The sequence below is a fragment of the Streptococcus sp. SN3 genome, assembly GCF_030439905.1.
In genome coordinates, this window is the sequence record NZ_JAQFJF010000004.1 from 49157 (window position 1) to 75535 (window position 26379).

22 protein-coding genes and 1 riboswitch are annotated in these 26379 nt (G+C 43.8%); of the genes, 5 read left to right on the forward strand and 17 right to left on the reverse strand.

Annotated features, from left to right (window positions below; all coding sequences use genetic code 11):
* Positions 1-156 precede the first annotated feature (156 nt).
* From PCY71_RS09525 to PCY71_RS09560, 8 genes are all read right to left on the reverse strand, one after another.
* Positions 157-774, reverse strand: a complete 618-nt coding sequence (locus PCY71_RS09525) for an ATP-dependent Clp protease proteolytic subunit (protein WP_223310285.1) — start codon at positions 772-774, stop codon at positions 157-159.
* Positions 775-918: 144 nt separating this feature from the next.
* On the reverse strand, positions 919-1272 hold the full coding sequence (locus tag PCY71_RS09530; protein WP_301412542.1) for a DNA topoisomerase I: 354 nt from the start codon (positions 1270-1272) through the stop codon (positions 919-921).
* Between the two features lie 20 nt (positions 1273-1292).
* On the reverse strand, positions 1293-1922 hold the full coding sequence (gene upp, locus PCY71_RS09535; RefSeq protein WP_002894672.1) for a uracil phosphoribosyltransferase: 630 nt from the start codon (positions 1920-1922) through the stop codon (positions 1293-1295).
* A gap of 97 nt (positions 1923-2019) precedes the next feature.
* On the reverse strand, positions 2020-4680 hold the full coding sequence (gene mgtA, locus PCY71_RS09540; protein WP_032912401.1) for a magnesium-translocating P-type ATPase: 2661 nt from the start codon (positions 4678-4680) through the stop codon (positions 2020-2022).
* A 157-nt stretch (positions 4681-4837) separates the two neighbouring features.
* A complete protein-coding gene (locus PCY71_RS09545) occupies positions 4838-5449 on the reverse strand; it encodes a glutathione S-transferase family protein (RefSeq protein WP_032912400.1) in 612 nt (203 codons plus the stop codon).
* A 149-nt stretch (positions 5450-5598) separates the two neighbouring features.
* Positions 5599-5755, reverse strand: a riboswitch (M-box (ykoK) riboswitch).
* Between the two features lie 75 nt (positions 5756-5830).
* Entirely contained in the window at positions 5831-7006 is a 1176-nt protein-coding gene (locus PCY71_RS09550) for a MalY/PatB family protein (RefSeq protein ID WP_002909155.1), read from the reverse strand.
* On the reverse strand, positions 6999-8156 hold the full coding sequence (locus PCY71_RS09555; RefSeq protein ID WP_002909154.1) for a cystathionine gamma-synthase: 1158 nt from the start codon (positions 8154-8156) through the stop codon (positions 6999-7001). Before PCY71_RS09555 ends, PCY71_RS09550 begins: the two co-directional genes overlap by 8 nt.
* A 96-nt stretch (positions 8157-8252) precedes the next feature.
* On the reverse strand, positions 8253-9881 hold the full coding sequence (locus tag PCY71_RS09560; RefSeq protein WP_002909153.1) for a polysaccharide biosynthesis protein: 1629 nt from the start codon (positions 9879-9881) through the stop codon (positions 8253-8255).
* A gap of 86 nt (positions 9882-9967) precedes the next feature.
* Here PCY71_RS09560 and PCY71_RS09565 point away from each other — a divergent pair, with 86 nt between their 5' ends.
* Entirely contained in the window at positions 9968-11413 is a 1446-nt protein-coding gene (locus PCY71_RS09565) for a UDP-N-acetylmuramoyl-L-alanyl-D-glutamate--L-lysine ligase (RefSeq protein WP_002909152.1), read from the forward strand.
* Between the two features lie 45 nt (positions 11414-11458).
* Here PCY71_RS09565 and PCY71_RS09570 read toward each other — a convergent pair whose 3' ends face one another.
* Entirely contained in the window at positions 11459-12217 is a 759-nt protein-coding gene (locus PCY71_RS09570) for a CPBP family intramembrane glutamic endopeptidase (protein ID WP_172633374.1), read from the reverse strand.
* Between the two features lie 216 nt (positions 12218-12433).
* On the opposite strand from PCY71_RS09570, the gene PCY71_RS09575 reads away from it, so the two are divergent.
* The 4 genes from PCY71_RS09575 (at position 12434) to PCY71_RS09590 (ending at position 16345) form a co-directional block, all read left to right on the forward strand.
* Complete coding sequence (locus PCY71_RS09575; RefSeq protein WP_002909150.1) at positions 12434-13219, forward strand: ABC transporter ATP-binding protein; 786 nt, start codon at positions 12434-12436, stop codon at positions 13217-13219.
* Positions 13220-13297: 78 nt separating this feature from the next.
* Positions 13298-14233, forward strand: coding sequence for an iron-hydroxamate ABC transporter substrate-binding protein (locus tag PCY71_RS09580; protein WP_032912395.1), 936 nt, complete (start codon positions 13298-13300; stop codon positions 14231-14233).
* 98 nt (positions 14234-14331) lie between these two features.
* Entirely contained in the window at positions 14332-15351 is a 1020-nt protein-coding gene (locus PCY71_RS09585; protein WP_002909142.1) for an iron ABC transporter permease, read from the forward strand.
* Complete coding sequence (locus PCY71_RS09590) at positions 15341-16345, forward strand: iron ABC transporter permease (RefSeq protein ID WP_002909140.1); 1005 nt, start codon at positions 15341-15343, stop codon at positions 16343-16345. The genes PCY71_RS09585 and PCY71_RS09590 overlap by 11 nt, the downstream gene beginning before the upstream one ends.
* A 27-nt stretch (positions 16346-16372) precedes the next feature.
* Here PCY71_RS09590 and PCY71_RS09595 read toward each other — a convergent pair whose 3' ends face one another.
* The 8 genes from PCY71_RS09595 to treP all read right to left on the reverse strand — a co-directional run bounded on the left by PCY71_RS09595 (position 16373) and on the right by treP (position 26213).
* Complete coding sequence (locus PCY71_RS09595; RefSeq protein WP_002909139.1) at positions 16373-16567, reverse strand: CsbD family protein; 195 nt, start codon at positions 16565-16567, stop codon at positions 16373-16375.
* A 100-nt stretch (positions 16568-16667) separates the two neighbouring features.
* Positions 16668-17321, reverse strand: coding sequence for a DUF1803 domain-containing protein (locus tag PCY71_RS09600; RefSeq protein WP_002909137.1), 654 nt, complete (start codon positions 17319-17321; stop codon positions 16668-16670).
* The gene (locus tag PCY71_RS09605) at positions 17314-17826 is read right to left on the reverse strand and encodes a YiiX/YebB-like N1pC/P60 family cysteine hydrolase (protein WP_002909136.1); all 513 of its coding nucleotides are present in this window, start codon (positions 17824-17826) and stop codon (positions 17314-17316) included. Before PCY71_RS09605 ends, PCY71_RS09600 begins: the two co-directional genes overlap by 8 nt.
* Before the next feature lie 90 nt (positions 17827-17916).
* Complete coding sequence (locus PCY71_RS09610) at positions 17917-18852, reverse strand: manganese-dependent inorganic pyrophosphatase (RefSeq protein WP_002909135.1); 936 nt, start codon at positions 18850-18852, stop codon at positions 17917-17919.
* A 139-nt stretch (positions 18853-18991) separates the two neighbouring features.
* Positions 18992-19801: a pyruvate formate-lyase-activating protein gene (pflA, locus tag PCY71_RS09615; protein ID WP_002905907.1), complete on the reverse strand. Its 810-nt coding sequence runs from the start codon at positions 19799-19801 to the stop codon at positions 18992-18994.
* A gap of 225 nt (positions 19802-20026) precedes the next feature.
* Positions 20027-22276, reverse strand: coding sequence for an endonuclease/exonuclease/phosphatase family protein (locus PCY71_RS09620; protein ID WP_048773025.1), 2250 nt, complete (start codon positions 22274-22276; stop codon positions 20027-20029).
* Positions 22277-22463: 187 nt separating this feature from the next.
* Positions 22464-24095 (reverse strand): alpha,alpha-phosphotrehalase, encoded by a 1632-nt coding sequence (gene treC, locus PCY71_RS09625; RefSeq protein ID WP_048773023.1) that lies wholly within the window; start codon positions 24093-24095, stop codon positions 22464-22466.
* A gap of 72 nt (positions 24096-24167) precedes the next feature.
* Entirely contained in the window at positions 24168-26213 is a 2046-nt protein-coding gene (gene treP, locus PCY71_RS09630) for a PTS system trehalose-specific EIIBC component (RefSeq protein WP_048773020.1), read from the reverse strand.
* Between the last annotated feature and the right edge of the window lie 166 nt (positions 26214-26379).

The following is a 26379-nucleotide window of genomic DNA, read 5'->3' on the forward strand; positions in this document are numbered from 1 at the left end:
AAACTCCTTTCCGGTCCATGTAGTTCTTAGATGATTATAGCAAAGATAGGGCAAAAAAACTAGCCCTGAAAAGCTTTATGGCCTGCTTAAATCACCTGAACTTGGTAACTTGTCAGACTCAAAGCAAAAAAGGAGCCGCTTTTGGCTCCTCCTCTGTTAGCTCAGATTGCTATTTTCCATGATTTCATCAATAAAGCCGTATTCCAAGGTTTCCTGAGCACTCATCCAGTAATCGCGTTCCGCATCCTTATGGATTTGCTCAACGGACTTGCCAGAGTTTTCGGCCAAGATTTTTTCCAAGGTATTACGAGTTCTAAGCAAGTGCTCAGCTACAATAGCCATATCCGTTTGCTGAGTACCACTTCCAGCTCCTCCCATTGGCTGGTGAATCAAATATTCCGCATTTGGCAGCATGAAGCGTTTGCCCTTAGCACCACTGGAAGCAATGATTGTTCCCATGCTGGCAGCTACACCCATAACAATGGTCTGAACATCAGACTTGATGAAGTTCATAGTATCCACAATTGCCAAACCTGCTGAGACAGATCCACCCGGCGTATTTACATAGAGGTAAATATCTTTAGTATTGTCCTGTGCATCCAAGAAAAGAAGCTGGGCAATGACAGAATTAGCCATATTGTCCTCCACTGGACCAGTCAGCATGATAATGCGGTCTTTTAATAGCCGGGAGTAAATATCATAGGAGCGTTCTCCTCGGCTGGTTTGTTCAATAACTACAGGAATCATAGTTTTCTCTCTTTCTCTTTTTAAAATTTTCTATCAAACTAGAAAATAGAATTTCAAATTACGAGACTATTATATCCTTTTGGTCAAAAAAGGTCAAATAGAAACTCCTTTTCCCAGAATCTCTTCACAAATTGTCAACATTTTAATTTGTCCTATACACAAATTAAAAATTTATTTTTTCCAGTTTGAGGGAGAAAAACCGATATATGAGTTGTTCTTATATTCTAAATAAGCTAATTTCCCAATAATATCCTGTTCGTTTTTATTAATAGTATATCGAAAACGAATCTCTTTCCCATTTAATAAATCAGTTATTTCTTGTTCAGAGAATTCATATCCCCCCCATATACGCTTAAAGCGCACCTCTTCACCGTTCCATATACCAATTATATACTCTCCTTTAACAGCATAATTTCTTGAATCCGAGCTATCGAAATAAATATCCATATATTCGCTTACGTGGCTATTGTAAGCGTCAGCAATGTTTTCCTCTTCGCCCAAAATTTCTTCCCAATCAATTGCCATATCAAATTCCTACTTTCATTTTATTTAGTTCCAAAAAGACGATCTCCTGCATCTCCCAGTCCTGGTACGATATAACCATGATCATTGAGATGGTCATCCAGAGCCGCTGTGAAAATATCAACATCTGGATGAGCTTCCTGCAAGGCTTTTACTCCTTCAGGCGCAGAAACCAAGCAGACAAATGTAATGTGGCTAGCACCACGTTTCTTCAGAGAATCCACAGCCAAGATAGCAGAACCACCCGTAGCTAGCATTGGATCTACAACGAAAATTTGACGTTGGTCGATATCTTCTGGCAACTTGACCAGATACTCAACCGGCTTCAGAGTTTCTTCATCACGGTACATTCCAATATGCCCAACTTTGGCTGCTGGAACCAAGCTCAGAAGTCCATCCACCATGCCAATACCAGCCCGCAAGATTGGAACAATAGCTAATTTTTTCCCTGCAATCTGCTTTTGGACTGTTTTTGTAATTGGTGTTTCAATTTCTACATCTTCAAGTGGTAAATCGCGCAAAACTTCATATCCCATGAGCATTGCGATTTCATCAACTAATTCACGAAAAGCCTTGGTAGAGGTATCTGTACGACGCAAGATAGACAATTTATGCTGAATAAGCGGATGAGCGATAACTTCAAGTTTTCCCATGATTGGATTTCCTTCTTTCAATTTATTCTTCTTATTATATCAAAAAAAGTGTGAAAAGGCTTGCCATAAGCAAGCCTTTTCAAAGATTTTCTACACCTTACAGCCATTCTCTATAGCGCTTGATATAAAGGTGTTTAACAAGAGTTACACTAACCATATAAAGCACAATAATCAAGAAAAGAAAAAGGAAATAAGTGCCATTCAGCGGGGCAGTTTTCAGAACTGACGCAAAGAGGCTGTATGGCAAGGAAGTAACAAAGAGAGCTGCTGCCATGGTCGTCACAATGACAGACAAAGCAGGACGACTTTGCACAAATGGCAGCTTAGGTGAGCGCAGCATGTAGATGACCATGGTCTGGGTCCACATGGACTCAATGAACCAGCCTGTTTGAAAAAGAGTGATAAAGATTTCTGCTTGCCCACTACCAGCTTGATAGCTACCTCCTGTTATCATAGGCACGATAATAAAGTAGAGCACCAGATAGGTCAAAACATCAAAAACGGATGAGATAGGCCCAATCCAAGCCATAAAGCGGGTAATAGAGTTAGCAGACCAAATCCGTGGTCTCTTGAGAAATTCACTGTCTACGTTATCAAAGGGCAGAGCGATACAAGACAAGTCATAAACCAGATTGAGGACAATCAGATGAACTGGTGCCATAGGCAGAAAAGGCAGAAAGATACTGGCAAAGAGGAGAGAAAAGATATTCCCAAAATTGGAACTGACCGTCATCTTAATGTACTTGGTCATGTTGGCATAGACCTTGCGTCCCTCTACCAACCCCTTCTCCAGAACCATGAGGTCCTTGTCCAGCAGAATGACATCTGCTGTTTCCTTGGCAATATCGACAGCTGTATCAACAGAAATACCCACATCTGCTACCTTCATAGAAGGTGCATCATTGATACCATCACCCATGTAGCCAACCTTGTGGCCATTGGCCTTGAGTTGGAGAATGATCCGAGCTTTTTGGTCAGGTGAGAGCTTGGCAAAAACCGTTGTATGCTCTACTGCTTGGCTCAATTCCTCATCTGATAAAGCATCTACCTCTAAGCCTAGTAAGATATTATCTACATCTAACCCAACCTTTTCACAAACTGCCTGGGTCACCTTATCATTATCACCGGTCAAAATCTTAGTGGCAACTCCGTACTCAGCCAAGGTTTCAATAGCTGGAGCCGCAGATGACTTAGGTGGATCTAGAAAGGCCAGATAGCCCGTCAAAATCATGTTAGATTCATCCTTGACTTCATAGTCGTAATCTTCTTCTAAGTCTGACTTGTAGCTAACACCAAGCACGCGCAGCCCTTGCTCATTGAGTTGAGCCACTTCCGCAAGGATTTCCTGACGAATCTCCTCAGTCAATTCCGTAATGCGTTTCTTGTATTCTACATGGCTAGAGATAGCCAGCATTTCCTCCAAGGCCCCCTTGGTCACCATGCTGATAACATCCTCATCATCCTTGACGATGACACTCATACGACGACGCTCGAAATCAAAGGGCAGTTCATCAATTTTCTTAAAGGTTTGGTCTAGATTACGGACAATCTCATGCTTTTCTGCTTCTTTCTCCGTCCGATTGATAATGGCCCGGTCCATAAGATTTTTGAGACCAGTTTGATAGTAGGAATTGAGAAAAGCACGACGGAGCACTGCTAAGTCCAAATCTCCATGAATATCCAGCGGGTATTCTAACACAATCTCGTCTTGGGTCAGTGTGCCCGTCTTATCCGTACAAAGGATATCAATAGCTCCTAGGTCTTGGATGGCATTCAGCTTCTTAATCACGACCTTTTCCTGAGCCATGATAATAGAACCTTTAGCCAGGCTCGCTGTGATAATCATAGGCAGCATTTCTGGAGTCAGGCCGACCCCAACACTGAGGGCAAAGACACCTGCTTCCAGCCAGTCGCCGTCTGTCAGACCGTTGATGAAGAACACGACTGGAACCATGACGAGCATCAGACGAATCAAGAGCCAGGAAATGCTATTCATCTCGCGCTCAAAAGAGGTCGGCTCATCGTAGGTGTTCAGCGTCTGCTCAATGGCTCCCATCATGGTCTCATCTCCAACCACCAGCACCAGAGCTGTAGCTCTTCCGGAAATAACGTTTGTTCCCATAAAGGCCAGCGACTCTGTTTCTAAAAGGCTATCAAGTTTTTGTTCATCTGACTTGGCCAGACAGACCTTTTCTACCGCATCGCTTTCGCCTGTCAGGCCGGACTGCTGAACAAAGAAATCACGTGAGTCCAGTAGCAGCACATCTGCAGGAATCATGTCTCCAGCACTAAGTTTGATGATGTCTCCCACAACAAGCTCATCAATCGGCAGTTCCTGCTCTACTCCTTCACGGATAACCGTAGCCGTGTTGACAATCAGCCGAGACAAATTACTAGCAGCGCGGTCGCTCCGCAATTCCTGAACAAAACGAATACCTCCAGAAATCAGCACCAGAACAACAATGATGATGGAAGTCGTCGGATCTTCCTCACCAGGCTTAGCCAGCCAAACATTGGTCACTAAAGACACTAGGGCAATCACCAATAAGATGACTGTAAAGGGGTTAATGATAGACTCGTAAATTTTCTTTAGAATAGAGTCTTCCTGACCCTTTGTGATGATATTTTCACCATAGAGGTTACGATTTTCTTCGACCTGCTCTTCTGTCAGGCCACGAAAAGAACTCTTGTAAAAAGCCAGAGTTTCTTTTACAGGAAGCTGCAGAGCAGCAACTAATCTTTCTTTTACTGTTTTCATTGGTTTCTCCTTGATGTATGATTGATAAATTTCATACACAGGAACCAATCACTTTATAAGGACAGAACGACACAAATCAGCGATTGGCTGTGTATGTGCGGTTCCGGATAATCGTCAATTTGCATCGCGTGTCTCCTTTCTTAATTTATAAAAACAATTAAAAGTCCCAAGATGCCTGCAAGACATCAAAGGTGGCATTCATCTTCTGTGTCCAATCTTGTAATTCTGGAAAATTTTCTTTTAAAGAAAATCCAATAACTTCTTCACGTAAATTCCACCAATCTACAAGAGCAACTACTTGGATTGTTGCAATATTTAAAGAGAGCCCTTGCTCAGTAGCCAGTTTCTCTAACAAAGACAAACTCCGTATATTTCTCTCTTCAATTTGCTGATGTCTGTCTTTCCACCAATGTTCTTTTTCATGGAAAAATTTCTCCGCAACAATCGGCATTGTATTTTCCAAAATTCCTTCAGCAATGGACAGTATATTTAAAACATGCCATTTATCCATTCCATTGGGGAAAAGTGAGACTTCCTGACCTAGTTCGTCTAAATATTGAGAAATTAAATCACTACCATATAACCATTCTCCACTGGAAGCTTGAAAAGCAGGAATTCTACCTAAAGGATTATCTTGATTGTGCGGTGAATTTCTATCAAAAGCCACCTGAACTTTCTGAATATCCACTTGCTCCTCTAAATGATGATGTAAAATTGTAACATATACTTTACGCGCAAAAGGACTGGTACTAGAATACCAAAATTTCATCACTATTCCTCCTTCTTTTTTCTTGAGAGGCAGGCAATCAACTATTTGCACTCTTGAAATATTTTCAGCAAAAAAGAATACCCTGCCAATTTCTCGGCAGAGTTGTTTGCATGTCAGGTTATTCGCTTCATTGTTTTATGCACAGATAAAGCAAGCATTTACCGTTCAAGCTTTAACTCCATAAGGCGATGAAATGAGCTTAGTCTTGACCTTGGCGATCAAGACTGTTGACCAACGAGTAGTGTCTCCACTGCTTTGCGGTAGTCATCCGTATCCTTATGGTAGCCTCACCTACCGATTTTCCACTATTACTATACTCCTCTTTGGAAGGATTGTCAATCTTTTTTTATCGCTTGAGATAAATTTCAAAAATATTTTGATTTATTTTGGCAATACCTCTGCAATACGGGAGCAGATTTCTTCAACCATCGTCTCTGGAGCAGCAACATTTAAGCGGGCATGACCTTTGCCTTCTTGACCAAAATCACTTCCTCTATTCAGGACGACCTTTGCCTCTTCTCGTAGCAGCTGAAAAAGCTGGTCATCTGTCAGGCCATAATCTGAAAAGTCCAGCCAAATCAGATAAGTCCCTTGAGGCTTCATGACCCGCAGACGCGGCGCTTCCTTGGCAAAATAATCAACCACAAAATTCACATTCTTCTCAAGAACTTCCTTGAGCTCCAGCAACCAAGACCAACCGTAACGATAGGCTGCTTCTGTCGCTAAAAATCCAAGACCAGGAATTTCATGCTGGTTGTTGGCCAGCTGGCGTTTTTTAAACTGATGCCGCAAGCTAGGATTCTCAATCACTGCATAGGAATTTTTAGTTCCAGCAATATTAAAGGTCTTAGTTGCACTAGCTAAAATCAAGCTAAAGTCCTTAAAGTCAGGCGAAACAGTATTGAAAGACTGATGTTCATGGCCAAACAGCGTCAAGTCTTGGTGGATTTCGTCTGAGACCAGGAGGACGCCGTACTTTTGGCAGAGGCGGCCAATTTTCTCTAACACTTCCCGTTCCCAAACTCGACCTCCGGGATTATGAGGATTACATAAAACATAAATCTTGACTTCATTGTCTGCAATGTCCCGCTCCAACTGCTCAAAGTCAATCTGAAAAAGGTCGTCCTGCTCTATCAGAGAATTGGTAATAAGCTGACGATTATTGAGCTTGACACTGCGGGCAAAAGGTGGGTAAACAGGAGTGTTGATTAGAACGGCATCACCTTCCTTGGTAAAGGCTTGGATAGCTGTCGAAATAGCAGGAACAACTCCTTCTATAAATACCAAGGCTTCCCTATCAAAGGTATAGTCGTGCTCATCCCGCTCCCAATCTAGAACGGCATTGATTAGGTCTTCACTGGCATAGGTATAGCCATAGACCAACTGATTAGCGTAGTCATGAACGGTTTGCTGGATTTCAGGCAGGACTTCAAAATCCATATCTGCAATCCAGGCTGGCAGGACTTCTTTGTCCTTCTCCGCTTCTTTCCATTTATAAGTATGATGCCCTACACGACAGGGGGCTTTTTCAAAATTATATCTTCCCATATTATTCATTCTCCAAGGCTGCTCGTAAATCGTCTACCAAATCTCGACTATCCTCAATTCCAATTGACAGGCGCAGCAAATCATCTGTCAAGCCATAAGAATGACGCACTTCAATTGGAATGTCTGCGTGAGTCTGGGTCGTCGGATAGGTAATCAGGCTCTCCACTCCACCCAAACTTTCCGCAAAGGTAAAGACTTTCAGGCTATTTAAGAGATGAGGAATCTTCCCTTCGTCCACAACTTTAAAGGAAATCATACCACCCTTGCCTGGATAGAGAACCTCTTTTACCGCAGGAGATTGCTTCAGAAAAACGACTACTTCTTGCGCATTCTGAGTAGAGCGCTCCATACGGAGAGCCAATGTCTTGAGACCGCGCAAAAGCAGATAGCTGTCAAAAGGAGACAGGACCGGCCCAGTTGTATTGAGGTTATAGAATAGCTTGTCATAAATAGCAGCATCATTAGTCATGATGGCTCCAGCCAAGACATCATTGTGTCCACCCAGATACTTGGTCGCAGAGTGCAGAACAATATCAGCTCCATCCTCCAGCGGTCTCTGATAAATAGGACTGTAGAAGGTATTGTCCACAATGACAGCTGCTCCTCGCTCGTGAGCCGCTTGGGAAATGCGGGCAATGTCAAACTCTACCATAAGAGGATTGGTCGGTGTCTCGATATAGACAATATCTATATCCTCTGTTAGACTATTCAGAAGTTCTTCTTCTGTATTGGCATAGGTAAAAGCAAAGCGCCCTTCCGCTTCAGCCTGAGCAAACCAGCGGAAAGAGCCGCCATAGAGATCCCGAACAGCCAAAACCTTGCTGCCGACCGGAAAGGCACTAAAGGCCAGCACAATAGCCGACATACCAGAGCTAGTCGCTAGGGCATAATTTGCACTTTCGATAGCTGCCAGAGTCTCTTCCAAGCTAACCCTTGTTGGATTCTTGGTTCGAGTATAGTCATAACCTGTTGACTGGCCAAACTCAGGGTGCTGGTAGGTCGTTGAAAAATGCAGGGGTGTTGTTAAAGCACCGGTTGTTTCATCTTTTTTAACCCCAGCCTGAGCCAGTAGTGTATTTAATTTTACGTCCTTACTCATATTAACCTTCCAATCCTTCGCTAATATTTCACCCTCTATTGTAACATCTTTTGAAAACATTTTTCTTTTTTCTTTTCAAGAGCTAGCTATAGTTTGAAACTATAATGTTAAAGTTTTAGAAAAACAAATCTAAAAATTAAAAAGCCCTGCGGCTTTTTAATAGATGTGAAAGCGTCGTCGCAGACTAGCCGCTTTTGAACCGATAAAGCGATCCATAAGGCGAACTTTGAGCGCCAGACCGCCATAGACAGCAAGACCGATACCGCCAATCAGAGCGATATAGACAAAGCTGGAAATCCGACCACTTGGATGTAGGAAGAGTCCAATGAGCAGCTCTGCCACCAAGACAAAGATGATCATCAGAACTGTCAGAATCACTGACAGGAGGCTCCGCTTAAAGAGATTCTTAGGATTCAGACCTGTTACCTTGCGAATTTCCTGATACATGAGCAGGATTGGGATAATCAAGCCAACTGTCGTCGCAAGAAGAGGACCATAAGCTTTGAAAATATAAATCAAGGGTACTTGCAGCACCAGCTTGACTCCTACTCCATAGAGGAAGTAAATAATAGCTTTTCGATTTTGGAAGAGGGCCTGAATCATCGGAGCCAACACCGTATATAGACTAAGGATAATGGTCTGCAGCATAGCAAAGATGAAAAGTCCCAGAGCTAAGCCGTCTGGCTTGCCATAGAAGACAGTATACAGAGGTTCCGCTACCAAAACAGCACCAATGGTTGCTGGCAAGATAAAGAAAATCAGCATGCTGAGATTATCCTGCACCAAGCGGGCAGCCGATCGGAAATCACCTTTGACATAGTTCTCGGTCAAAAGCGGAATCCCAACACCACCGATAGAAGTAGCCACTGCAATTAAAATCATGGTAATTTTATTAGGATTGGCTGAGAAATAGGCAAACTGAACCAGCAGCTCGGATTTGCTGTACTTGCTAATCCAACCCATGACATGGATAAAGGTAGCTTGGTCAATAATCTGAAAAAGCTGAATGGCAGATCCTGTGATAATGAAAGGAATGGCCTCCCGAATGGTATCCCAGAGCAGGGCACGGCCGTTAATCTCGCCGGCATTAGCAGGCTTATGAAGGATAGAAGTCAGCATCCCTGTCTTCCAGAGATAGAAGGCTAAGACAGCCATGCTAGCCAGCATACCGATAAAAGCGGCGAAGGTAGACTGGGTAACCGCTTCTACATAGTTGCCAGAACCGATTTTCATGATGAAAAAGGCTGTCAGGAGCATCCAGATAACCCGAATGACCTGCTCCGCAATCTGACTGATGGCATAGGGCTTGAGATTGTTAAACCCTTGGAAAAAACCTCGGATAACGCTCATTGATGGGAATATCAAAACAGCCAAAGACAGACTCTGCATGACTGGCACCAAGTCTGAACCACCGCCAGACATAGAAGCGAAAACTGGTGAGAGCAGATACATAATCACTGCAAAGACAGCTCCTAAAAGCAGCATAAACTTGAGGAACTCTCGAATGAGAGTGAAACTGTGCTCTTCCTTGTCAATGGTATTGTACTTAGCTACCTGCTTGGCCACTGCCACTGGCACACCGGCTGTAGAAATCAGTAAAAACCAGGCATAGATATTGTAGCCCATAGTAAAAAGGCCGTTGGCCTCAGCGCCGTGCTTGCCCATCCAGATATACCAAGGAATGATATAGATGGCACCCAGAAGACGACTGATAAAATTGCTGGCAGTTAGCCAGGCAGTTCCCCGCAGCATCTGCTGCTGCTGGCTTGTTGTTTCTTGGCTCATAGAAAACCTCTTCTATTTATTCTTCTTTTATTATAAACTTTTCCTTGCCTCTTGTAAAACCCAGCCATAAGGTTTACAATAGATTTATGATTAAAATTGAAACCGTATTAGATATTTTAAAAGAAGACCATAATTTTCGTGATATTGTCAAAGACGGAGAATACTTCTTCTCTTACAGCGGCTTGACTTTCGATAGTATCAGCTATGACAGCAGGCAAGCGGATGCCTCTACCCTCTTTTTTGTCAAGGGTGAGGCTTTTAAGAAAGAATTTCTAGAAAAAGCCGTCTCAGCTGGCCTGCGCTTTTATATCAGCGAGACAGACTTTCAAGTGGGCATTCCGGTCCTCTTGGTCAACGATGTCAAGCAGGCCATGAGTCTCTTAGCTATGGAATTTTACGGCCATCCTGAGAAAAAGCTCAAACTGCTAGCCTTTACTGGCACCAAGGGCAAGACAACTACAGCTTATTTTGCCTATCAAATCCTTTCCCAAAGCCATCGGCCTGCTTTGCTCTCGACTATGAACACTACTTTGGATGGCGAGACTTTCTTCAAGTCAACTCTGACCACACCAGAGAGTCTGGATCTTATTAAAATGATGGCCCAAGCCCTTGCTAATGATCGGACTCATCTCATCATGGAAGTTTCCAGTCAGGCTTATCTCAAGAAACGGGTCTATGGCCTAACCTTTGATGTGGGTGTCTTTCTTAATATCAGCCCAGACCATATCGGCCCTATTGAGCATCCAACCTTTGAAGATTACTTCTACAATAAACGGCTTTTGATGGACAATAGCCGAGCAGTTATTGTGAATAGCGGCATGGACCATTTCCAAATCGTGAAAGAGCAAGTCGCTTCTATGGAACACGATTTCTATGGAGCAGGCTCTAGTAACACTATCACGGATTCTCGGGCTTTCAGCTTTGAAGCGACTGGTAAGTTAGCTGGCCACTACGATATCCAGCTCATTGGCCACTTCAATCAAGAAAATGCAGTAGCGGCTGGTCTTGCCTGTCTGCGTCTGGGTGCTAGCCTCAAAGACATCAAAAAAGGAATTGCCGCAACCCGAGTCCCAGGCCGTATGGAAGTTCTGACTCAGAAAAACGGCGCCAAGGTCTTCGTTGACTACGCTCACAATGGTGTTAGCCTAAGCAACCTGCTGTCTGTGGTAGAGGAACACCAAAAGGGCAAGATTATCCTCCTCTTAGGTGCTACAGGCAACAAGGGTGAAAGCCGCCGCAAAGACTTCGGTCGCCTACTTAATCAGCATCCTGAGCTGACCGTTATCTTAACCGCAGACGATCCTAACTATGAAGATCCTCTAGCCATTGCGGAGGAAATCGCATCCTACATCTCCTATCCAGTGGACAAAATAGCCGACCGAGAAGAAGCCATCAAAAAAGCTCTCAGTCTGACTGAGCGAGAGGGAGATGCCGTCATTCTGGCTGGTAAAGGAGCAGATGCTTACCAAATCGTAGAAGGAGAAAAAGTAGCCTATCCAGGAGACTATGCTCTTGCTGAAAAGTATTTATAAGAAAAAAGGCGAGCATATCGCCTTTTTATTCTTGTTTAGTAGAGATTAACGCCATTTAATCAGAACGTACATCAAGCTGGAGCCAAACATATCCGCCAAGGCGTGCATGAGAAAGAAAGGCAAGAGGTTCTTGACCTTGTACTTGTAAAGGAAATAGTAAAAGAGACCGTACACCACTCCGATAACCAAGGCCCACAGCATGCCCTGATAGGTGTGGAAAGAAATCCGAATGATAGTAGAGTAGGCCAGAGCCCACCACTTATACTTATCCTTAACAGAGGTCATAAGCCCCAGAAAGAAGAATTCCTCATAGAAGCCATTTAGAAGTCCGTAGAGAATGGCCATAGGTGTCAGTTCAGCAAATTTCCGGAAGATTTCTAGAACATCTACATAAGACCAGAGAGTTGGATCAAAGTAATTATACTCGCCGCTCAGCGTCGTCACAATGTCACCAAAGAACCCTACTGCTACAAAAATAAGAGGAGTCCAGAGGAGAACCGACCAGCTCAGACGTATGGGAAGCTGCTTAAAGTCAAAGCGCCGGAGCAATAGATAAAGAATGGTCAAGACCAGCATCAGCAGCTGAAAATTGAAATTGCTAGAAAAAGCCGCTCCTTCAGTGGCTGTATTGGTCACCGTTTCAGTCGCTCCTGTGCTGGAAGCTGGTGCAAAGCTAGCTAAATAAAGCTCCGTTGAGCGGTAAATAAACTGCCCAAACATGAGCAGGGTAATCACAGCAATATCAAACCACCTCAGCTCTTTCAAAGGCGTAGAGGGGCGTAGGTTTGTCAATAATTTCATCATTTCTCCTTTCACCACCTGTAAATTTATATCATCATTGCAGGTTCTTTTTTATATTTCTATCTTAGCATGAAAAGCTTAAATTTTTATTATTTACAATTTTATAAAACTTTTTTATTTTATTTTTATTAAATTGTCAGAAAACTCTTTTTTAGAAAAATTTTTATGGTATAATAAAAGATGTAATTCTGATAGAAGAATCAGCCAGAAAGGAAGTCTATGTCCACTATCTCTGCAGCAAGTATCCAGGTCGCCTACAATCAAAAGGTTATTATTGACGGACTGGACTGCCAACTCGCCGAGGGAAAGATTACAACTATTATCGGTAGCAATGGCTGCGGTAAATCCACGCTTCTCAAGGCTTTTACCCGTATTTTGCCGACAAAAGCCGGCAGCATAACTCTGGATGGACAGTCCATCGCCCTACTGCCGACCAAGGAGGTGGCGCAAAAGATTGCCTTGCTGCCCCAAACCATGGAGGCAACCGATGGCATCACCGTCTATGATCTGGTCTCTTATGGCCGCTTTCCACATCAAACTGGCTTGGGGCGGCTCAGTACAGAAGACCGGGAAAAAATCTGCTGGGCTATGGAAGCAACTCAGGTCAGCGAATTTTCGGACTGGCAGGTGGATGATTTGTCTGGAGGTCAGCGCCAGCGCGTCTGGATTGCTATGGCTTTAGCTCAAGATACAGAGACTATTTTTCTGGACGAGCCGACCACCTATCTGGATATGAATCATCAGCTGGAAATCTTGGAGTTGCTGAATGACCTAAACCGACTCAGCGGAAAAACCATTATCATGGTTCTGCATGACATCAACTTGGCTGCCCGCTTCTCCCATCAGCTGATCGCTATGAAAAATGGGCATATCCGATATCAAGGAAGTGTTGAGCAGGTCATGACTTCGGATATTCTGAGAGACATTTTTCAGATTGAAGCCCAGATTATTCGGGATCCTATTCAAGATAAGCCACTCTGCCTCAGCTATCAGCTCGTTAAATAAGTCATGTATTCATAGATATGTTTTCCATATTGCTTCATGAATACAGCTTCTAAACTTTTTATAGAATTGGAGGAAAAAATGAAAAAGTTTTTATCATTTGCCACCCTTACTGTCACCATCTTCCTTTTAGTTGCCTGCGGCAGCTCATCTAAATCTGAAAACTCTGCCTCTTCAGACAAGGTCGAGCTATCCAGCAAGCCAAAAATTGACGGATTTCACTACTACGGCGATATTCCCAAAAATCCAAAACGCATCGCCAGCCTCTCCTCTACCTACACAGGCTATTTGCTGCAACTAGGTTTCGACCCTGTCACTGTAACATCCTATGATGCCAAAAATCCTGTCCTCAAAGAAAAAGTCAAAAATGCCAAGGTCCTGATGCCGGAAGATTTGGAGTCTATCGCCAAGCAAAAGCCAGACCTTATCGTGGTAGATGCCAGTGACAAAAATATCGATGAACTAAAGAAAATCGCTCCAACTATTGCCATCGATTATGGAAAAAATGACTATTTAGAAATCCTGAATCGCTTTGGCCAAATCTTTGGTAAGGAAAAAGAAGCTGATCAATGGATTGCCGATTGGAAGAGCAAAACAGCTGATATTGGCAAGCAGTTAAAAGAAAAGCTGGGACAAAATGTCACTTTCACGGTTGTCGGGCTATATGAAAAGGAAATCTATCTCTTCGGTAACAACTGGGGACGAGGCGGAGAAGTTATCTACAAGTCTCTGGGATTTGATGCCCCACAAAAGGTGAAGGATGAAGTATTCCCAAGTGGCTACTTGCAAGTCAGCCAAGAAACGGTGAGTGAGTACATTGGCGATTATGTCCTGGTTGCAGCTGAAGATGATAAAACAGGCAGTGCTCTTTACGAAAGCGATGTTTGGAAATCTATTCCCGCTGTCCAACAGAACCATGTCTTAAAAGTGGATGCCAACGCCTTTTATTTCAACGATCCATTGACACTTGAATACGAACTCAAAACCATTCAAGATGGCCTTGAAAAAATGAACTAGGCCATTTCTTGCAGGAACTTAGACTAGTAAAAAACATTGCTAGTAAGCGATATATCTCATGACAGCTATTTGATTTTCGACTATATAAAGGATACCAGATGACGCTTCATTCACTCTTTACTCAAAAAAATAGGCCAAACATCTTTTGGCTTGTTTTTTTCGCCCTCATTCTCCTGCTGATTGGCGGACTCTATCTCTACCTGCGCTTTGGCATTCCCAGCTACTCCCATCGGCAACTGATAGAAACGCTGAGCCATCCTTTCAAGGAAAGTCCAGCCCAGAACATCATCATAGATCTGCGCTTACCTAGAGGAATAGCAGCTCTGCTAGTCGGAGCTAGCTTGGCCGTTTCAGGTGCCATCATGCAGGGGATAACCCGCAATGCTATTGCTGATCCGGGACTTTTGGGCATCAACTCTGGAGCTGGTCTAGCGCTCATCTGCGGTTATGCCTTTTCTAAGAGTATACACTACAGTAGCATCCTCCTGCTCTCACTTGCAGGAGCCTGTCTAGCCAGTATTCTGGTTTTCAGTCTCTCCTACCATCCTAGAAAAGGTTTTGGGCAACTACGACTCGTCTTATCCGGTGCCATGGTAACAACACTCCTGACTGCTATCGGACAAGGCTTGACCATTTACCTCAACCTGACCAATGCTGTCATCGGTTGGCAAGCTGGAGGGCTTCTAGGAACCAATTGGAAAATGCTGCAAATCATTGCTCCCTTTATCTTATTAGGCCTCTTACTGGCTCAGCTATTTTCTCACCAACTAACCATTCTCAGCCTCAATGAAACAGTAGCCAAGGGCTTAGGCCAGCGAACGACTCAGATAACCCTGTTCTTTCTGAGTATTGTTCTACTGTTATCAGCGGCAGCCGTTGCCCTAGTAGGAAGCCTGGCTCTTGTCGGACTGATTATTCCACACTTTGTCAAAACCATCAGCGGAAAGAATTACCAAAAAATCTTGCCACTGACGATGCTAACAGGAGCGCTCTTTCTATTGATCTGTGATTTCGCTGCGAGTCATATGGTCGGTCTGCCTCTTAGCTCTATTATCAGTCTCGTTACGCTGCCAGTCTTCCTATGGCTGATGAGAAAGGGGGCCTTCTATGAGAGATAAAAAACGAATTCTTTTGGTTCTAGTAAGTCTCAGCCTCCTGACTTTCCTAATTTTCCTACTGTCTCTATCATCAGGCGATCAGGAATTTAATATCGGTGAAGCTTTTCGATATCTGCTGGGGCAAGGAGATGATGGCAGCACCTTTATCATGGAGCAGATCCGCCTGCCTCGAATTCTGGTCTGCCTTCTAGCAGGAGCTTCGCTAGGGATGAGCGGTGTACTGCTGCAGACCTTTACTCGAAACCCACTTGCCGATTCAGGAACCTTGGGAATAAATGCCGGAGCTGGTGTTATCATTACTCTTGCTATCAGCAAGCTAGAAGTGACTGATCCTTTCTATATCCGCTATCTTCCCTTTATCGCAACCTTTGGCGGTATGATGACAGTAGCTCTTATTTACCTGATCTCACATCAAAAAGGCCAAGCTATCAGCCCCGTCAAGCTCATTATCGCTGGTGTGACCTTGTCAACCATTCTGTCTTCCAGTATGATTGCCATCACCGGCCGTGTCAATCAGAACAAACTGACCTATGTAGTTAGCTGGCTAGCTGGTAAGATTACGGGTAATAACTGGGAAAGTCTAGCTATTGCTGGCCCCTTCTTGCTTTTATTCTGGTTGCTGACCTATCTGCGCTCCCACAAGCTCAATATCCTCAGCCTAAATGATGAAACAGCTCTAGGCCTAGGGCTTCATCTAAAAAGAGAGCGTCAGATAACCTTGTTATTAGCCAGTGCTCTCGTCGCTTTTAGTCTATCCCTAGCTGGAAATATTGTCTTTATCGGTATGTTGGCTAGCCATATCAGCAAACGATTCCTGCCTAGCGATCATCGCTTACTCTTTCCAGCCGCCATGCTGCTAGGTGCCTTTATCATGACAGGGGCAGATACGATCACAAGAACCTTCCTCATCGGAAGCTCCGTCCCGACAGGCATTTTGATTTCCATTATTGGAGCCCCCTACTTCCTCTACCTTATGTATCAGCAAAAAAAATAATCAGCCGAATAATCGACTGATTGTTTTTTATTTATCCAAGCTGTTTTTGATTCCTTCTACAGCACCTTCTACAGCTTCTTTAGCATCTTCAGCAACTTCTTTTGCTTTAGCAACTGTTTTTTCAACAACGCCCTCTGCTTTTGTCTTGTTATCGCCGGTAACTTTTCCTAGGCCTTCTTTAACAGCGCCCTTAGCTTGATCGAATTTATTTTCTAGTGACATATGATTGCCTCCGTTCTTTTTTACAGTATTTGATACCGTTTACAGTAGTATAAGTTTTTTCTTTTCAAAGGTCAAATATTCTGCTCATTCTATGAGAAAATCAGTGCAGCTGGAAAGTCAATCTCTCCTTATCAAAGCTGGCCTGTAACTCATACTTGCCTGCTTCGTTTTGCCGGATATAGCCCAAGATTACTAGGCTATCGACAAAAATGTCCCGCCGCTTCTGCATGAGCTCATCCTTGCGGACATACTTGAGAAGAAAGGTCGTCATGTACTTGAGTGCATACTCTGGATTGACATCGCCCAAAACAGCATAGAGAGGCTTTTGTGTCTCAGACAGCGGATATTGGCGCTGCATCTTGTAAAAATAATTAGCCAAGGTCAGCTTATCCCGCAGAAAATCTGTCTCTTCCAGCAAAACAGCCGCATTGGTCTGATTGGAAAGCTGGGTCTCAAAGCGCAGCTCCAAAAGTTCCTGATAGAGGGGACTATCATCACGAATAAAGACTTCCTGATCCAAACGCACATCCTCCAAACTTTCCAAAAGAGGCAGCGTCAGGTAATATCGCTTGTTCTCCCGCTTGATGTAGCCAGCCTTGATATAGTCCTCTATTGAGCGGTCAATATTAGCCACGCCCTCAAACTCTCGCTTAATCTCCCGCAGAATCACTTCCTCATGCTGATCCAAATAATCAATCAGCTCCTGAAAAAAAGGCTGGTGCGTCAAACGGCTGGGATTGATAATTTTAATCATGGAGTTCTCCTTTGTAGATGAGTGTTCTTGACTGAGCCAACTGGCTAGGATTCGTCCCAGGCTGATCTAGGGGAACCGCTAAGCCCAAGTCCCGATAATATTTCTGCCAAAAATCAGAAATCATATTTTTCTCATCGCCAAACTGCATGGGAATCGTATCAAAAATCGGCAAAATCTCTGCAATATACTCCGAACAGTAAAAACCATCGGACTGCGGATAGAAGCTGAAATTGTATGGCTTTCCTAAATGTAATTTGGCTCTTTTAAAGACTGCTTCTGCTTCAATAGCTGGATAGCAGTACACGTCATAAACATCCTCATCTTGTAAAAAATCAGACAAATCTTGATTGACAACACCATTCTCATGGGTTGCATGATAAATCTCACCATTAAAAAAGATGGCCACGTGGCTATATGAACCAGTTGCTGCTCGGATGGCTGCTACAATTTCTGAAGATCCGACTGTAAAAATCAAATCTCCATCTTGTAAATCTTGAATCTTCATTTTTCTCACCCATCAAAAAAGGAGTCAAGACTCCTTTTAGGTATGAGGGGAATAGCCCCTTCTAGTAACTTATTTCCTCAAATGAGCTCTTTAAGCATTAAAACTTTCTGTCAGTTGAGGCACCACTTGTTTCTTACGAGAAACAGCGCCTGCAAGGAAAGCATGGTTGTTTTCAAGAACAAAGTTGAAGGCTGCTTCGACCTTGTCCATATTGCTTCCGATAGCCAAAATTTCTGAGTTTGAGTTAATAATATCTGTAATCATCAAGACAAAGTCAGAGTAGCCATTATCAGCGATTGCTTTTTCAATAGCAGCTTCGATTTCTGCTTGACGCTCCAAAACTTCAGCAATGTCAACTGTGTTGACCTGTGCCACACGGACATTGTTTCCGTTGAGCTCAAATGTTTTCGCATCGATGTCAATCAATTCTTCTGCAGACTTGCTAGCCAAGTTTGTACCTGCCTTAAGCATTGCCAAACCATACTCTTCCAAGTTGACACCAGCCAGCTCAGCCAATTCTGGTGCAATGACCTTGTCAGTTGGATGAGTTGTTGGTGACTTAAGCAAGAGAGTATCAGAGATCAAACCAGACAGCATCAATCCTGCAATTTCTTTTGGAACTTCTACTCCGTGCTCCTTGAACATACGGTAAACAATAGAGGAAGCTGAACCAACTGGCTCCAAGCGCATGTAAAGTGGACTAGCTGTTTCAAAGTTAGCAACACGGTGGTGGTCCACCACGCCATAAACTTCAACTTCAGCAATATCTGCCACAGACTGCTGGAATTCATTGTGGTCTGTCAAGATGACTTGCTCAGCCCCTTCTGCCTTGGCAGATGTAATCACGCGCGGTGCAGCCACGCCAAAATAATCCAATACAAAGGCTGTTTCTTCATTAGGCTCACCCAGAGCAACAGCTTCTGTATCCAAGCCATAAGCTTCGCGAGCTAAGTAAGCAAAGGCGTAGGATGAACCAATAGCATCAGAATCAGGATTTTGGTGACCGAAAACTAAAATTTTAGACATGATAAACCTCTTCTTTTATATAATGTTTATTGCATTTATTTTACCACAATTACAGGCATTTCACAAAAACAGAAGGGCATTTTCTTAAGAAAAATGGACTGGTTAGCTCACCAGCCCATTAATTCATACTCAAAGTAGATTAGCTATTATGCACCCGATTCATATACTCTGTATAGGACTCAGTCTGCATGAGTTCCTTGGCATTCTTGACCCGATCAGCCGTTGGAGGCTTAACTCCTTCCAGCTTGTAAGGAATGCCCAACTCCCGCCATTTGAATTCTCCCATGGTATGGTAAGGTAGAATTTCAAACTTATCAACATTCTTCAGCGTCTTTACAAATTTACCTAGCTCAATCAAGTCATCATCTCGGTCAGTTAATCCTGGCACCAAGACATGGCGGATCCAGACTGGCTTTCCAATGTCAGACAAGTACTTGGCACAAGCCAAGATATTCTTGTTGGTCTGGCTGGTCACAATTTTGTGCTGTTCTTCATTAATCTCCTTGATATCAAGCAGGACTAAATCCGTCACTGCCATAAGCTTGTCAAATTTTTTCAGATAGCGAGGCGTATTTCTAAAAGGTAGGGCACAGGTATCCAATGTACAGTGGATGCCCAGTTCCTTAGCCTTGGTAAAGAGGGCAATTAGAAAATCAATCTGCAGCAAGGCTTCTCCTCCGCTGACAGTGATGCCGCCTTTGTTGCCCCAGAAGCCCTTATAACGGAGAGCCTCTTGCAAGACATCATCCACTGTCCGCAGCTGAGATTTGTTGGTCTCCATCTCCCATGTGTCCGGATTATGGCAGTACTGGCAGCGCATGTGGCATCCCTGCAAAAAAACAATAAAACGGATACCCGGTCCATCAACAGCTCCAAAACTTTCGGTGGAGTGGACCATGCCCGTTACCTTTCCATAATCAACTGCTTCTTCAATTTTCTCTTCAACCATCGCGCAACCTCTTAACTCTGAAAACGTTTTATAACTAACTATATTATAACATGATTAAAGCAAAAATAGACTTAATTTGCCTATTTTTTAGAAAACAAACTGTTTTTCAGTTTCATTTTCAGTGTTTTACAACAGATAAAACTTTAGGGCGAAAGCTGTAGGCAAGCAAAAAATCAGGGCAGAATCTTTATTCCACCCTGATCTCACTTTTTAAATTGATTTTAGTTAATTTCTGCTTCTCTGTTTGAGAGTAAAAACAAACATTAGCAGGGTCAATCCCAAAACTGCCCAGCCACTGTTATTTTGGCCGGTCTGCGGGAGTCCCTTCTTCTTGCTGCCAGCAGTCTGACCTTGTCCAGTTTGATTGGACGATGGAGGATTGGTCTGAGACGGAGCTCCTTGTTCTGCTGCTACAGAGGATTGTCCAGTTGATTGAGACGGTTGGGAGCTGTCAGAAGACGAAGCTGCAACATCCTTAGAAAAGTCCAGCTGCACCACTACTGGATCATGGTCTGAAGCTCTGCCATGTTCCTCCATGAAAGAGGCATTGATATGGACAGGCGCAAAGACCGCCTTGCCTGCCAAGTTCTTCGAAATGAAAATGTTATCTAAGCTTTGGTTGCTTCCGCGGTAGAAGTAGGAATAACGGTCAGCCGCATCATGCTCCTGCATGAGATTAATCAGTTCATTGCCCGCCAGTGCTTTAGCTGTTTCGGAAAATTCAAAATCATTGAAATCACCAGTCAGCACAAACTTAAGGTTAGGATTTTGTCTCAGTCCTTCCTGAACAAAGCTATTTAAAATTTTAGCCTGCTCTATCCGAGCAGCCTGCGTATGCTGAACTGCTGGCTGAGCGGAGCCATAAACGGCGTCATCCCCAATCTTGGACTTCAAATGATTGGCGATAATAACGATATGCTGTCCCTTAAATTCAAACTCAGTTGCCAAGGATTTACGGACCTTGGTAAAGGCTGGATTTGTTGGAGCAATCCGGGCAGGATTCTTAACCAAATGGCCACCGGAGAAGCTAGCTGCTTCGTCACTCATACCGGCTTCTTTTTCGACTAACTTCACCCGATTTGGATCGTAGAGAAAGGCCACGCGGATATTAGAGCCAGGCTTGCCGCCATCTTGACCGTCAAGTGGGGCAACTTCAGTGTACTTGTAAGTTTTACCTCCCAGTTCTTTGATGCGAGCCGCTAGTTTCTCGCCACTTTTGACACCACTGGTCGTTCCGTCATTGACACTGCCATTCTCATCTTGAACCTCGATGAGCGTGATGATATCTGGACTATGGATTTCATTGATGAAGGAATTAGCGATTCTAGTCACTTTTTCCTCAGGTGTTTCACCTTTTTTAGCATTAGCAGAAAAATTCTCGATATTGTAGGAAGCAATGGTCAGCTTGTCCTCGCTTGGATAGATAGGAGAAACCTGTCTCTGCAAGCCACCGTCCACCAAATCAGGCAGCTGAGTTGACTCCAACTTATAAATCTTCCCACGATAGGTCACGACTCCGACCACATCACCATTGAAATAATCCTTGGCCTTGGCAATGAATTTATTGCCAACATAGACTGGAATGGTTGCGGTATTTTGAGCGTTTGGACGAAGATTGAGACCGCCGATATTGTTTAATGGCAAGGCTTGGTAGCCTTCAGGCAAGACATAAACATCGCCTCGGTACTGAGGTCCCAGAATATGCGGTTTCTTCACCGTCGTCAACATTCCTTCCAAACTTTCCCAGTAGTCCAACGCTTCACTTTGAGGCTGATAATTATTAATATCCTTATCGACCGTATCCTGAGGCATATTAGACACGATGTCTACTGGAGCAGGCAAATCAGCTTTCCCTTCCTTGGTCACTTTAGAAGCCATCAGCATGGTGACAGTCAAACTATCAATGGGCTTGTTGAAGGTTTGCCCCTGACGAACGCTGAGCTCTTCCATATAGCCCTCTTTGACGCGTCCTTCAAGACTAAGTTTGTCTCCAACATCAACTTTTTCTTTAGAAACAACATAAAGAGCATCAGAAGTCCTGCTATTTCCATCAGGAGTCAGGTCTTGAACATAAAAACCATAACGGTCTGTTTTCGTCACAACTACATTGGAGACTTGAACCTCTTTGTCCTCATAGGGAGAGGCTTGTGATTCTCCTTGAATTGTTCCCACATTGGGTACAACTTCAGGTCCGCTAACCGCGGCCTGTGCTGCAGCAGGAGCTTGGTCTGCCTTTTCCACTGCCTCTTCAGAAGTTGCCCTTGACTCTCCCGATTCTGCAGGAGAGCTTTCTGCTTGACTGGCAACCGACGCATCACTTACAGCCGGATTCTCTGTAAGAGCAGCCGCCTCAGAAGTCGACGAACTTACCGCTTCTTCTGCTCCGACTGGTTGGACAGAAAAAAGCAGAGATAGAAAAGCAGCTAGCAAGACCGCTATGGGAAAGAGCTGCCTGTAAGAAACTTGTTTTTTCATGAACTTCTCCTTTTCTGTATAAATGTATATTATCCTATTTAATTTTTATTATAAAGAAAAGACACAGAATTTGCAAAGGCTTTCTTAAAATTCTGTATTAGTTTCTCTCTCTTCACAAAAATACTTGTCTAGGCTGGCCAAACACAGAAAAAAGAATCTGGAAACATTTCCAGATTCTTTCGAGACTTTAGTTTTCCCCTACTAAGATTGCCAAGGTTTCGTATGGCTGCAGGGTCATCACATGGTCAATCCGAGTCTTGCCGTAATTGGATAGGAGAACCTGACCGCTTTGATAGTCTGGTAGGATGTCCACCGTAATCGGATCAGCATAGAAGTTGTTAAGGACTAAAAGTTTTTGTCCTTGCCACTCCCGCTCAAAGGCATAGACCTGAGGACTGTCCTCATAGGCTGGCTGATAGCTGCCCTCTGCGATGATAGGCAGTTCCTTACGCAGGGCAATCAATTTCTGATAAAAGGTAAAGATTGGTCCCTTGATTTCATTTTCCATATTGATAAGAGGATAGGATTTGCCTACCTTCAGCCATGGAGTTCCTGTTGTAAAACCTGCATTGACCGAATCATCCCACTGCATAGGCGTCCGAGAATTATCACGAGATTTAGCCTTGATAATCCTGAAGGCCGCCTCTGGCGATTGCCCTTCGGCAAGCAGAGTCTGGTAAGCATTGAGAGACTCGACATCTACATAATCTTCCATGGAGTCGTAGTCAGGGTCCACCATACCAATCTCCTCCCCCATGTAGATATAAGGCGTCCCGCGCGACAGATGAATACTGGCTGCCAGCATGGTCGCTCCTTCATTGCGGAAATTTTCTACATCGACAAAGCGGTTGAGAGCTCGCGGCTGATCATGGTTGTTCCAAAAGAGAGCTGACCAGCCTTCATGATTACTCATTTCCTTGCCCCAAGTATGGAAGAGGCGTTTTAACTCTTCAAAGTCGAAGGCCTTAAGGGTCCACTTCTGTCCAGCTTCATAGTCCACCTTGAGATGATGGAAATTAAAAGCCATGGACAGCTCCTGCCGGTCTGGTGCCGTGTAAAGAATGCAATTTTCAATCGTCGTAGCACTCATTTCGCCAACCGTCATAACGGAATCGTCCTGACCAAAGGTTGCTTCGTTCATCATACGCAGATAGTCATGGACGATTGGCTTATCAGTATAGGCTGGCTTGCCCTCCTGCTCTGGACAGTCCAACAGCACCTCATCTTTTCCGATGACATTGATGACATCAAAGCGGAAGCCCTTGACTCCTTTGTCCCGCCAAAAATTCACCACTTTAAAGAGCTCTTGACGAACATTGGGATTGCGCCAGTTAAGATCAGCTTGAGTCACATCATAGAGATGCAGATAATATTTGCCCGTATCGCCAAATGGCGCCCAGGCACTGCCGCCAAACTTGGACAGCCAGTCCGTTGGCTCATCTCGCAGGATAAAGAAGTCCTGATAGTAGGAATCCCCAGCCAGTGCCTTTTGGAACCAATCATGCTCAATCGAGCAATGATTGAGAACCATATCCAGCATAAAGTCAATACCATGCTGCTGGCCGACCTTGACCATCTCTTCAAAATCCGCCATATCTCCAAAGATAGGATCAACCGCAGTATAGTCAGAAATATCATAACCATTGTCCCGTTGCGGACTCGGATAGAAAGGATTGAGCCAGATCATATCCACTCCCAGCTCTTTCAGGTAAGGAAGTTTTTCAATAATCCCGCGAAAATCTCCCAAACCGTTGCCAGTTGTGTCTTTAAAAGATTTTGGATAAATTTGGTAGACAACCTTTGTTTTATCAAGTGTCATATTTTCTCCTTTTTTGAGAAAAGGGACAGATTTTAAAGCACCGTCCCTTTCTATAAGTCATTTCATTTTTCTTTAAAGTGGATTAGCTGCCATCAACTGACTTCCTCGCTCAACTACCCGAGGAAGTTGTTCAAGCACCTCCACCTGATACTTGTCTGAGTTCGTAATGATGACTGGTGTTTCTGTTACATAGCCTGCTTTCTTGATCATGTCTATATCAAAGGAAATGAGTTTGTCGCCAACCTTGACCTTATCTCCCTGAGACACATAACCTTCAAAGCCTTTGCCCTCCAGATTAACAGTGTCCATTCCGATATGCATCAGGATTTCAACCCCTTCATCTGACAAGATACCGATGGCATGCTTGGTTGGGAAGAAGACTGTTACTCTACCATTAACTGGTGAAACCAACTCACCTTGGCTAGGTACAATGACAACTCCACGCCCCATCAAACCTTGTGCAAAGACTGGATCCGTTGCCTGACTCAATTCTTTGACTTCTCCTGCCAGCGGACTGGTGATTGTTACAGGGGTCAATGAATCAGCTGCTTGCACCTCTGGAGATGACTCGGCTTTGGATGGCCCGGCAAATTCTGCCTCCTCCTGAGCTGCAAACTCTGCCTGCAATTCTGGATCTTCCTCTGTCTTCGTCAAGAAGCCTATCTTGTGGAAGAAGAAAGTCAGGAACATTGGTACAAGGATTGCTACAAGCATAACTAGAAGGAAAGGAAGCCAATAGTTTGCTTGAATAGAAAGGATAGCTGGTAAGCCTCCGACACCAATACCAGTTGCTGTAACATTAAAGCTAAGGGACAAGACTCCGGCAATAGACGAACCAATCATCCCCGCAACAAATGGGTAAACGTACTTGACGTTGACCCCGAAGAGAGCTGGCTCAGTAACTCCTAGGTAAGCAGAAATGGTTGCTGGAAGCGAAATTTGTGCCTCTCTTTCATCACGACGATGCATGAGATAGTAGGCAAATACAGCTGAACCTTGAGCAATATTAGACAGAGCAATCATAGGCCAAAGAGCTGTTCCACCATAATCATTGGCTAACTGTGTATCAATGGCATTGGTCATATGGTGAAGACCTGTAATCACAAACGGAGCATAAAGAGCACCAAATACTGCACCAAACAACCATTTGAACGATCCTGTCAAACCAAGAAATACAAACTTAGACATGCCTTGTCCAACCCACCAGCCAAAAGGACCTAAAATCGTGTGGGCCAAAATCAGAGCTGGAAGCAGAGAAAGCAAAGGAACAAAAATCATAGAAATCACTTCCGGAATCCGTTTACGCCAGAAAATTTCTAAGTATGAGAGAGACAGACCAGACAAGAGAGCCGGAATGACCTGACCTTGGTAACCATATTTGTGAAACTCAAGTATCCCAAAATACCAAGTGAAGTCTTTAGTAATCACAGCTTTAGAGGTATTGGCTACATCATAAGCATTCAGCAAATGTGGAGAAACCAAACAAATCCCTAAGACAATCCCAAGAATCTGACTGGTTCCCATCTTACGGGAGATAGACCAAGTAATCCCCACTGGTAAGAAGTGGAAGACTGCTTGTGCCGGCAGCCAAAGAAAGTCGTTGACATTGCTCCAGAATTTAGATACATCAACAATTGTATTATAAACCGGCTGTCCATTTTTTACTTGTGCAACTCCGTCAACAATCTTTCTACCCAAAGCTTCAATATGCACGCCCTCAAGAACATTGCGGAAGCCAAGGATTAACCCTCCGACAATCAAGGCTGGAATCAAGGGTGTAAAAATTTCCGCCAGAGTGGCCATAACCCGCTGAAGGGGATTTTGCTTGCTCTTGGCAGCAGACTTGGCTGCTTCTTTTGATACTCCTTCAATACCTGATACAGCAGTGAAGTCATTGTAAAAGATTGGCACATCATTTCCAATGATAACTTGGAATTGCCCAGCATTTGTGAAAGTTCCCTTGACCACTGGGATTGCCTCAATGGCCTTGACATTTGCCTTTTTATCATCGCCAAGTACAAAGCGCATCCGCGTTGCACAGTGGCTAACTGCTGTGACATTCTCTTTGCCGCCGATTGCGTCTAGCAGATCTTTGGCTTCCTTCTCAAATTTTCCCATTTGACTACTGGCTGAATGAGAATCCAGCACTCTCCTTATATTTTTTACGAGTTAGTTTTTCAACACATCTCTACAAATTATTGTAATCGATTTCAAAGATGTAGGCAAGTTGTTTGTTGAAAAAAGCCCTCATTTTTGATAAAATTTTCTAGGTTGTATGCGAAAA

What these genes read in the sequence shown, in the direction of transcription:
- PCY71_RS09530 (WP_301412542.1), bottom strand. Translation starts at nt 1,272, where the DNA reads ATGGCAATTGATTGGGAAGAAATTTTGGGCGAAGAGGAAAACATTGCT.
- upp (WP_002894672.1), bottom strand. Translation starts at nt 1,922, where the DNA reads ATGGGAAAACTTGAAGTTATCGCTCATCCGCTTATTCAGCATAAATTG.
- mgtA (WP_032912401.1), bottom strand. Translation starts at nt 4,680, where the DNA reads ATGAAAACAGTAAAAGAAAGATTAGTTGCTGCTCTGCAGCTTCCTGTA.
- PCY71_RS09545 (WP_032912400.1), bottom strand. Translation starts at nt 5,449, where the DNA reads ATGAAATTTTGGTATTCTAGTACCAGTCCTTTTGCGCGTAAAGTATAT.
- PCY71_RS09550 (WP_002909155.1), bottom strand. Translation starts at nt 7,006, where the DNA reads ATGAATAATATGGGAAGATATAATTTTGAAAAAGCCCCCTGTCGTGTA.
- PCY71_RS09555 (WP_002909154.1), bottom strand. Translation starts at nt 8,156, where the DNA reads ATGTTTTCAAAAGATGTTACAATAGAGGGTGAAATATTAGCGAAGGAT.
- PCY71_RS09560 (WP_002909153.1), bottom strand. Translation starts at nt 9,881, where the DNA reads ATGAGCCAAGAAACAACAAGCCAGCAGCAGCAGATGCTGCGGGGAACT.
- PCY71_RS09565 (WP_002909152.1), top strand. Translation starts at nt 9,968, where the DNA reads ATGATTAAAATTGAAACCGTATTAGATATTTTAAAAGAAGACCATAAT.
- PCY71_RS09570 (WP_172633374.1), bottom strand. Translation starts at nt 12,217, where the DNA reads ATGATGAAATTATTGACAAACCTACGCCCCTCTACGCCTTTGAAAGAG.
- PCY71_RS09575 (WP_002909150.1), top strand. Translation starts at nt 12,434, where the DNA reads ATGTCCACTATCTCTGCAGCAAGTATCCAGGTCGCCTACAATCAAAAG.
- PCY71_RS09580 (WP_032912395.1), top strand. Translation starts at nt 13,298, where the DNA reads ATGAAAAAGTTTTTATCATTTGCCACCCTTACTGTCACCATCTTCCTT.
- PCY71_RS09585 (WP_002909142.1), top strand. Translation starts at nt 14,332, where the DNA reads ATGACGCTTCATTCACTCTTTACTCAAAAAAATAGGCCAAACATCTTT.
- PCY71_RS09590 (WP_002909140.1), top strand. Translation starts at nt 15,341, where the DNA reads ATGAGAGATAAAAAACGAATTCTTTTGGTTCTAGTAAGTCTCAGCCTC.
- PCY71_RS09595 (WP_002909139.1), bottom strand. Translation starts at nt 16,567, where the DNA reads ATGTCACTAGAAAATAAATTCGATCAAGCTAAGGGCGCTGTTAAAGAA.
- PCY71_RS09600 (WP_002909137.1), bottom strand. Translation starts at nt 17,321, where the DNA reads ATGATTAAAATTATCAATCCCAGCCGTTTGACGCACCAGCCTTTTTTT.
- PCY71_RS09605 (WP_002909136.1), bottom strand. Translation starts at nt 17,826, where the DNA reads ATGAAGATTCAAGATTTACAAGATGGAGATTTGATTTTTACAGTCGGA.
- PCY71_RS09610 (WP_002909135.1), bottom strand. Translation starts at nt 18,852, where the DNA reads ATGTCTAAAATTTTAGTTTTCGGTCACCAAAATCCTGATTCTGATGCT.
- pflA (WP_002905907.1), bottom strand. Translation starts at nt 19,801, where the DNA reads ATGGTTGAAGAGAAAATTGAAGAAGCAGTTGATTATGGAAAGGTAACG.
- PCY71_RS09620 (WP_048773025.1), bottom strand. Translation starts at nt 22,276, where the DNA reads ATGAAAAAACAAGTTTCTTACAGGCAGCTCTTTCCCATAGCGGTCTTG.
- treC (WP_048773023.1), bottom strand. Translation starts at nt 24,095, where the DNA reads ATGACACTTGATAAAACAAAGGTTGTCTACCAAATTTATCCAAAATCT.
- treP (WP_048773020.1), bottom strand. Translation starts at nt 26,213, where the DNA reads ATGGGAAAATTTGAGAAGGAAGCCAAAGATCTGCTAGACGCAATCGGC.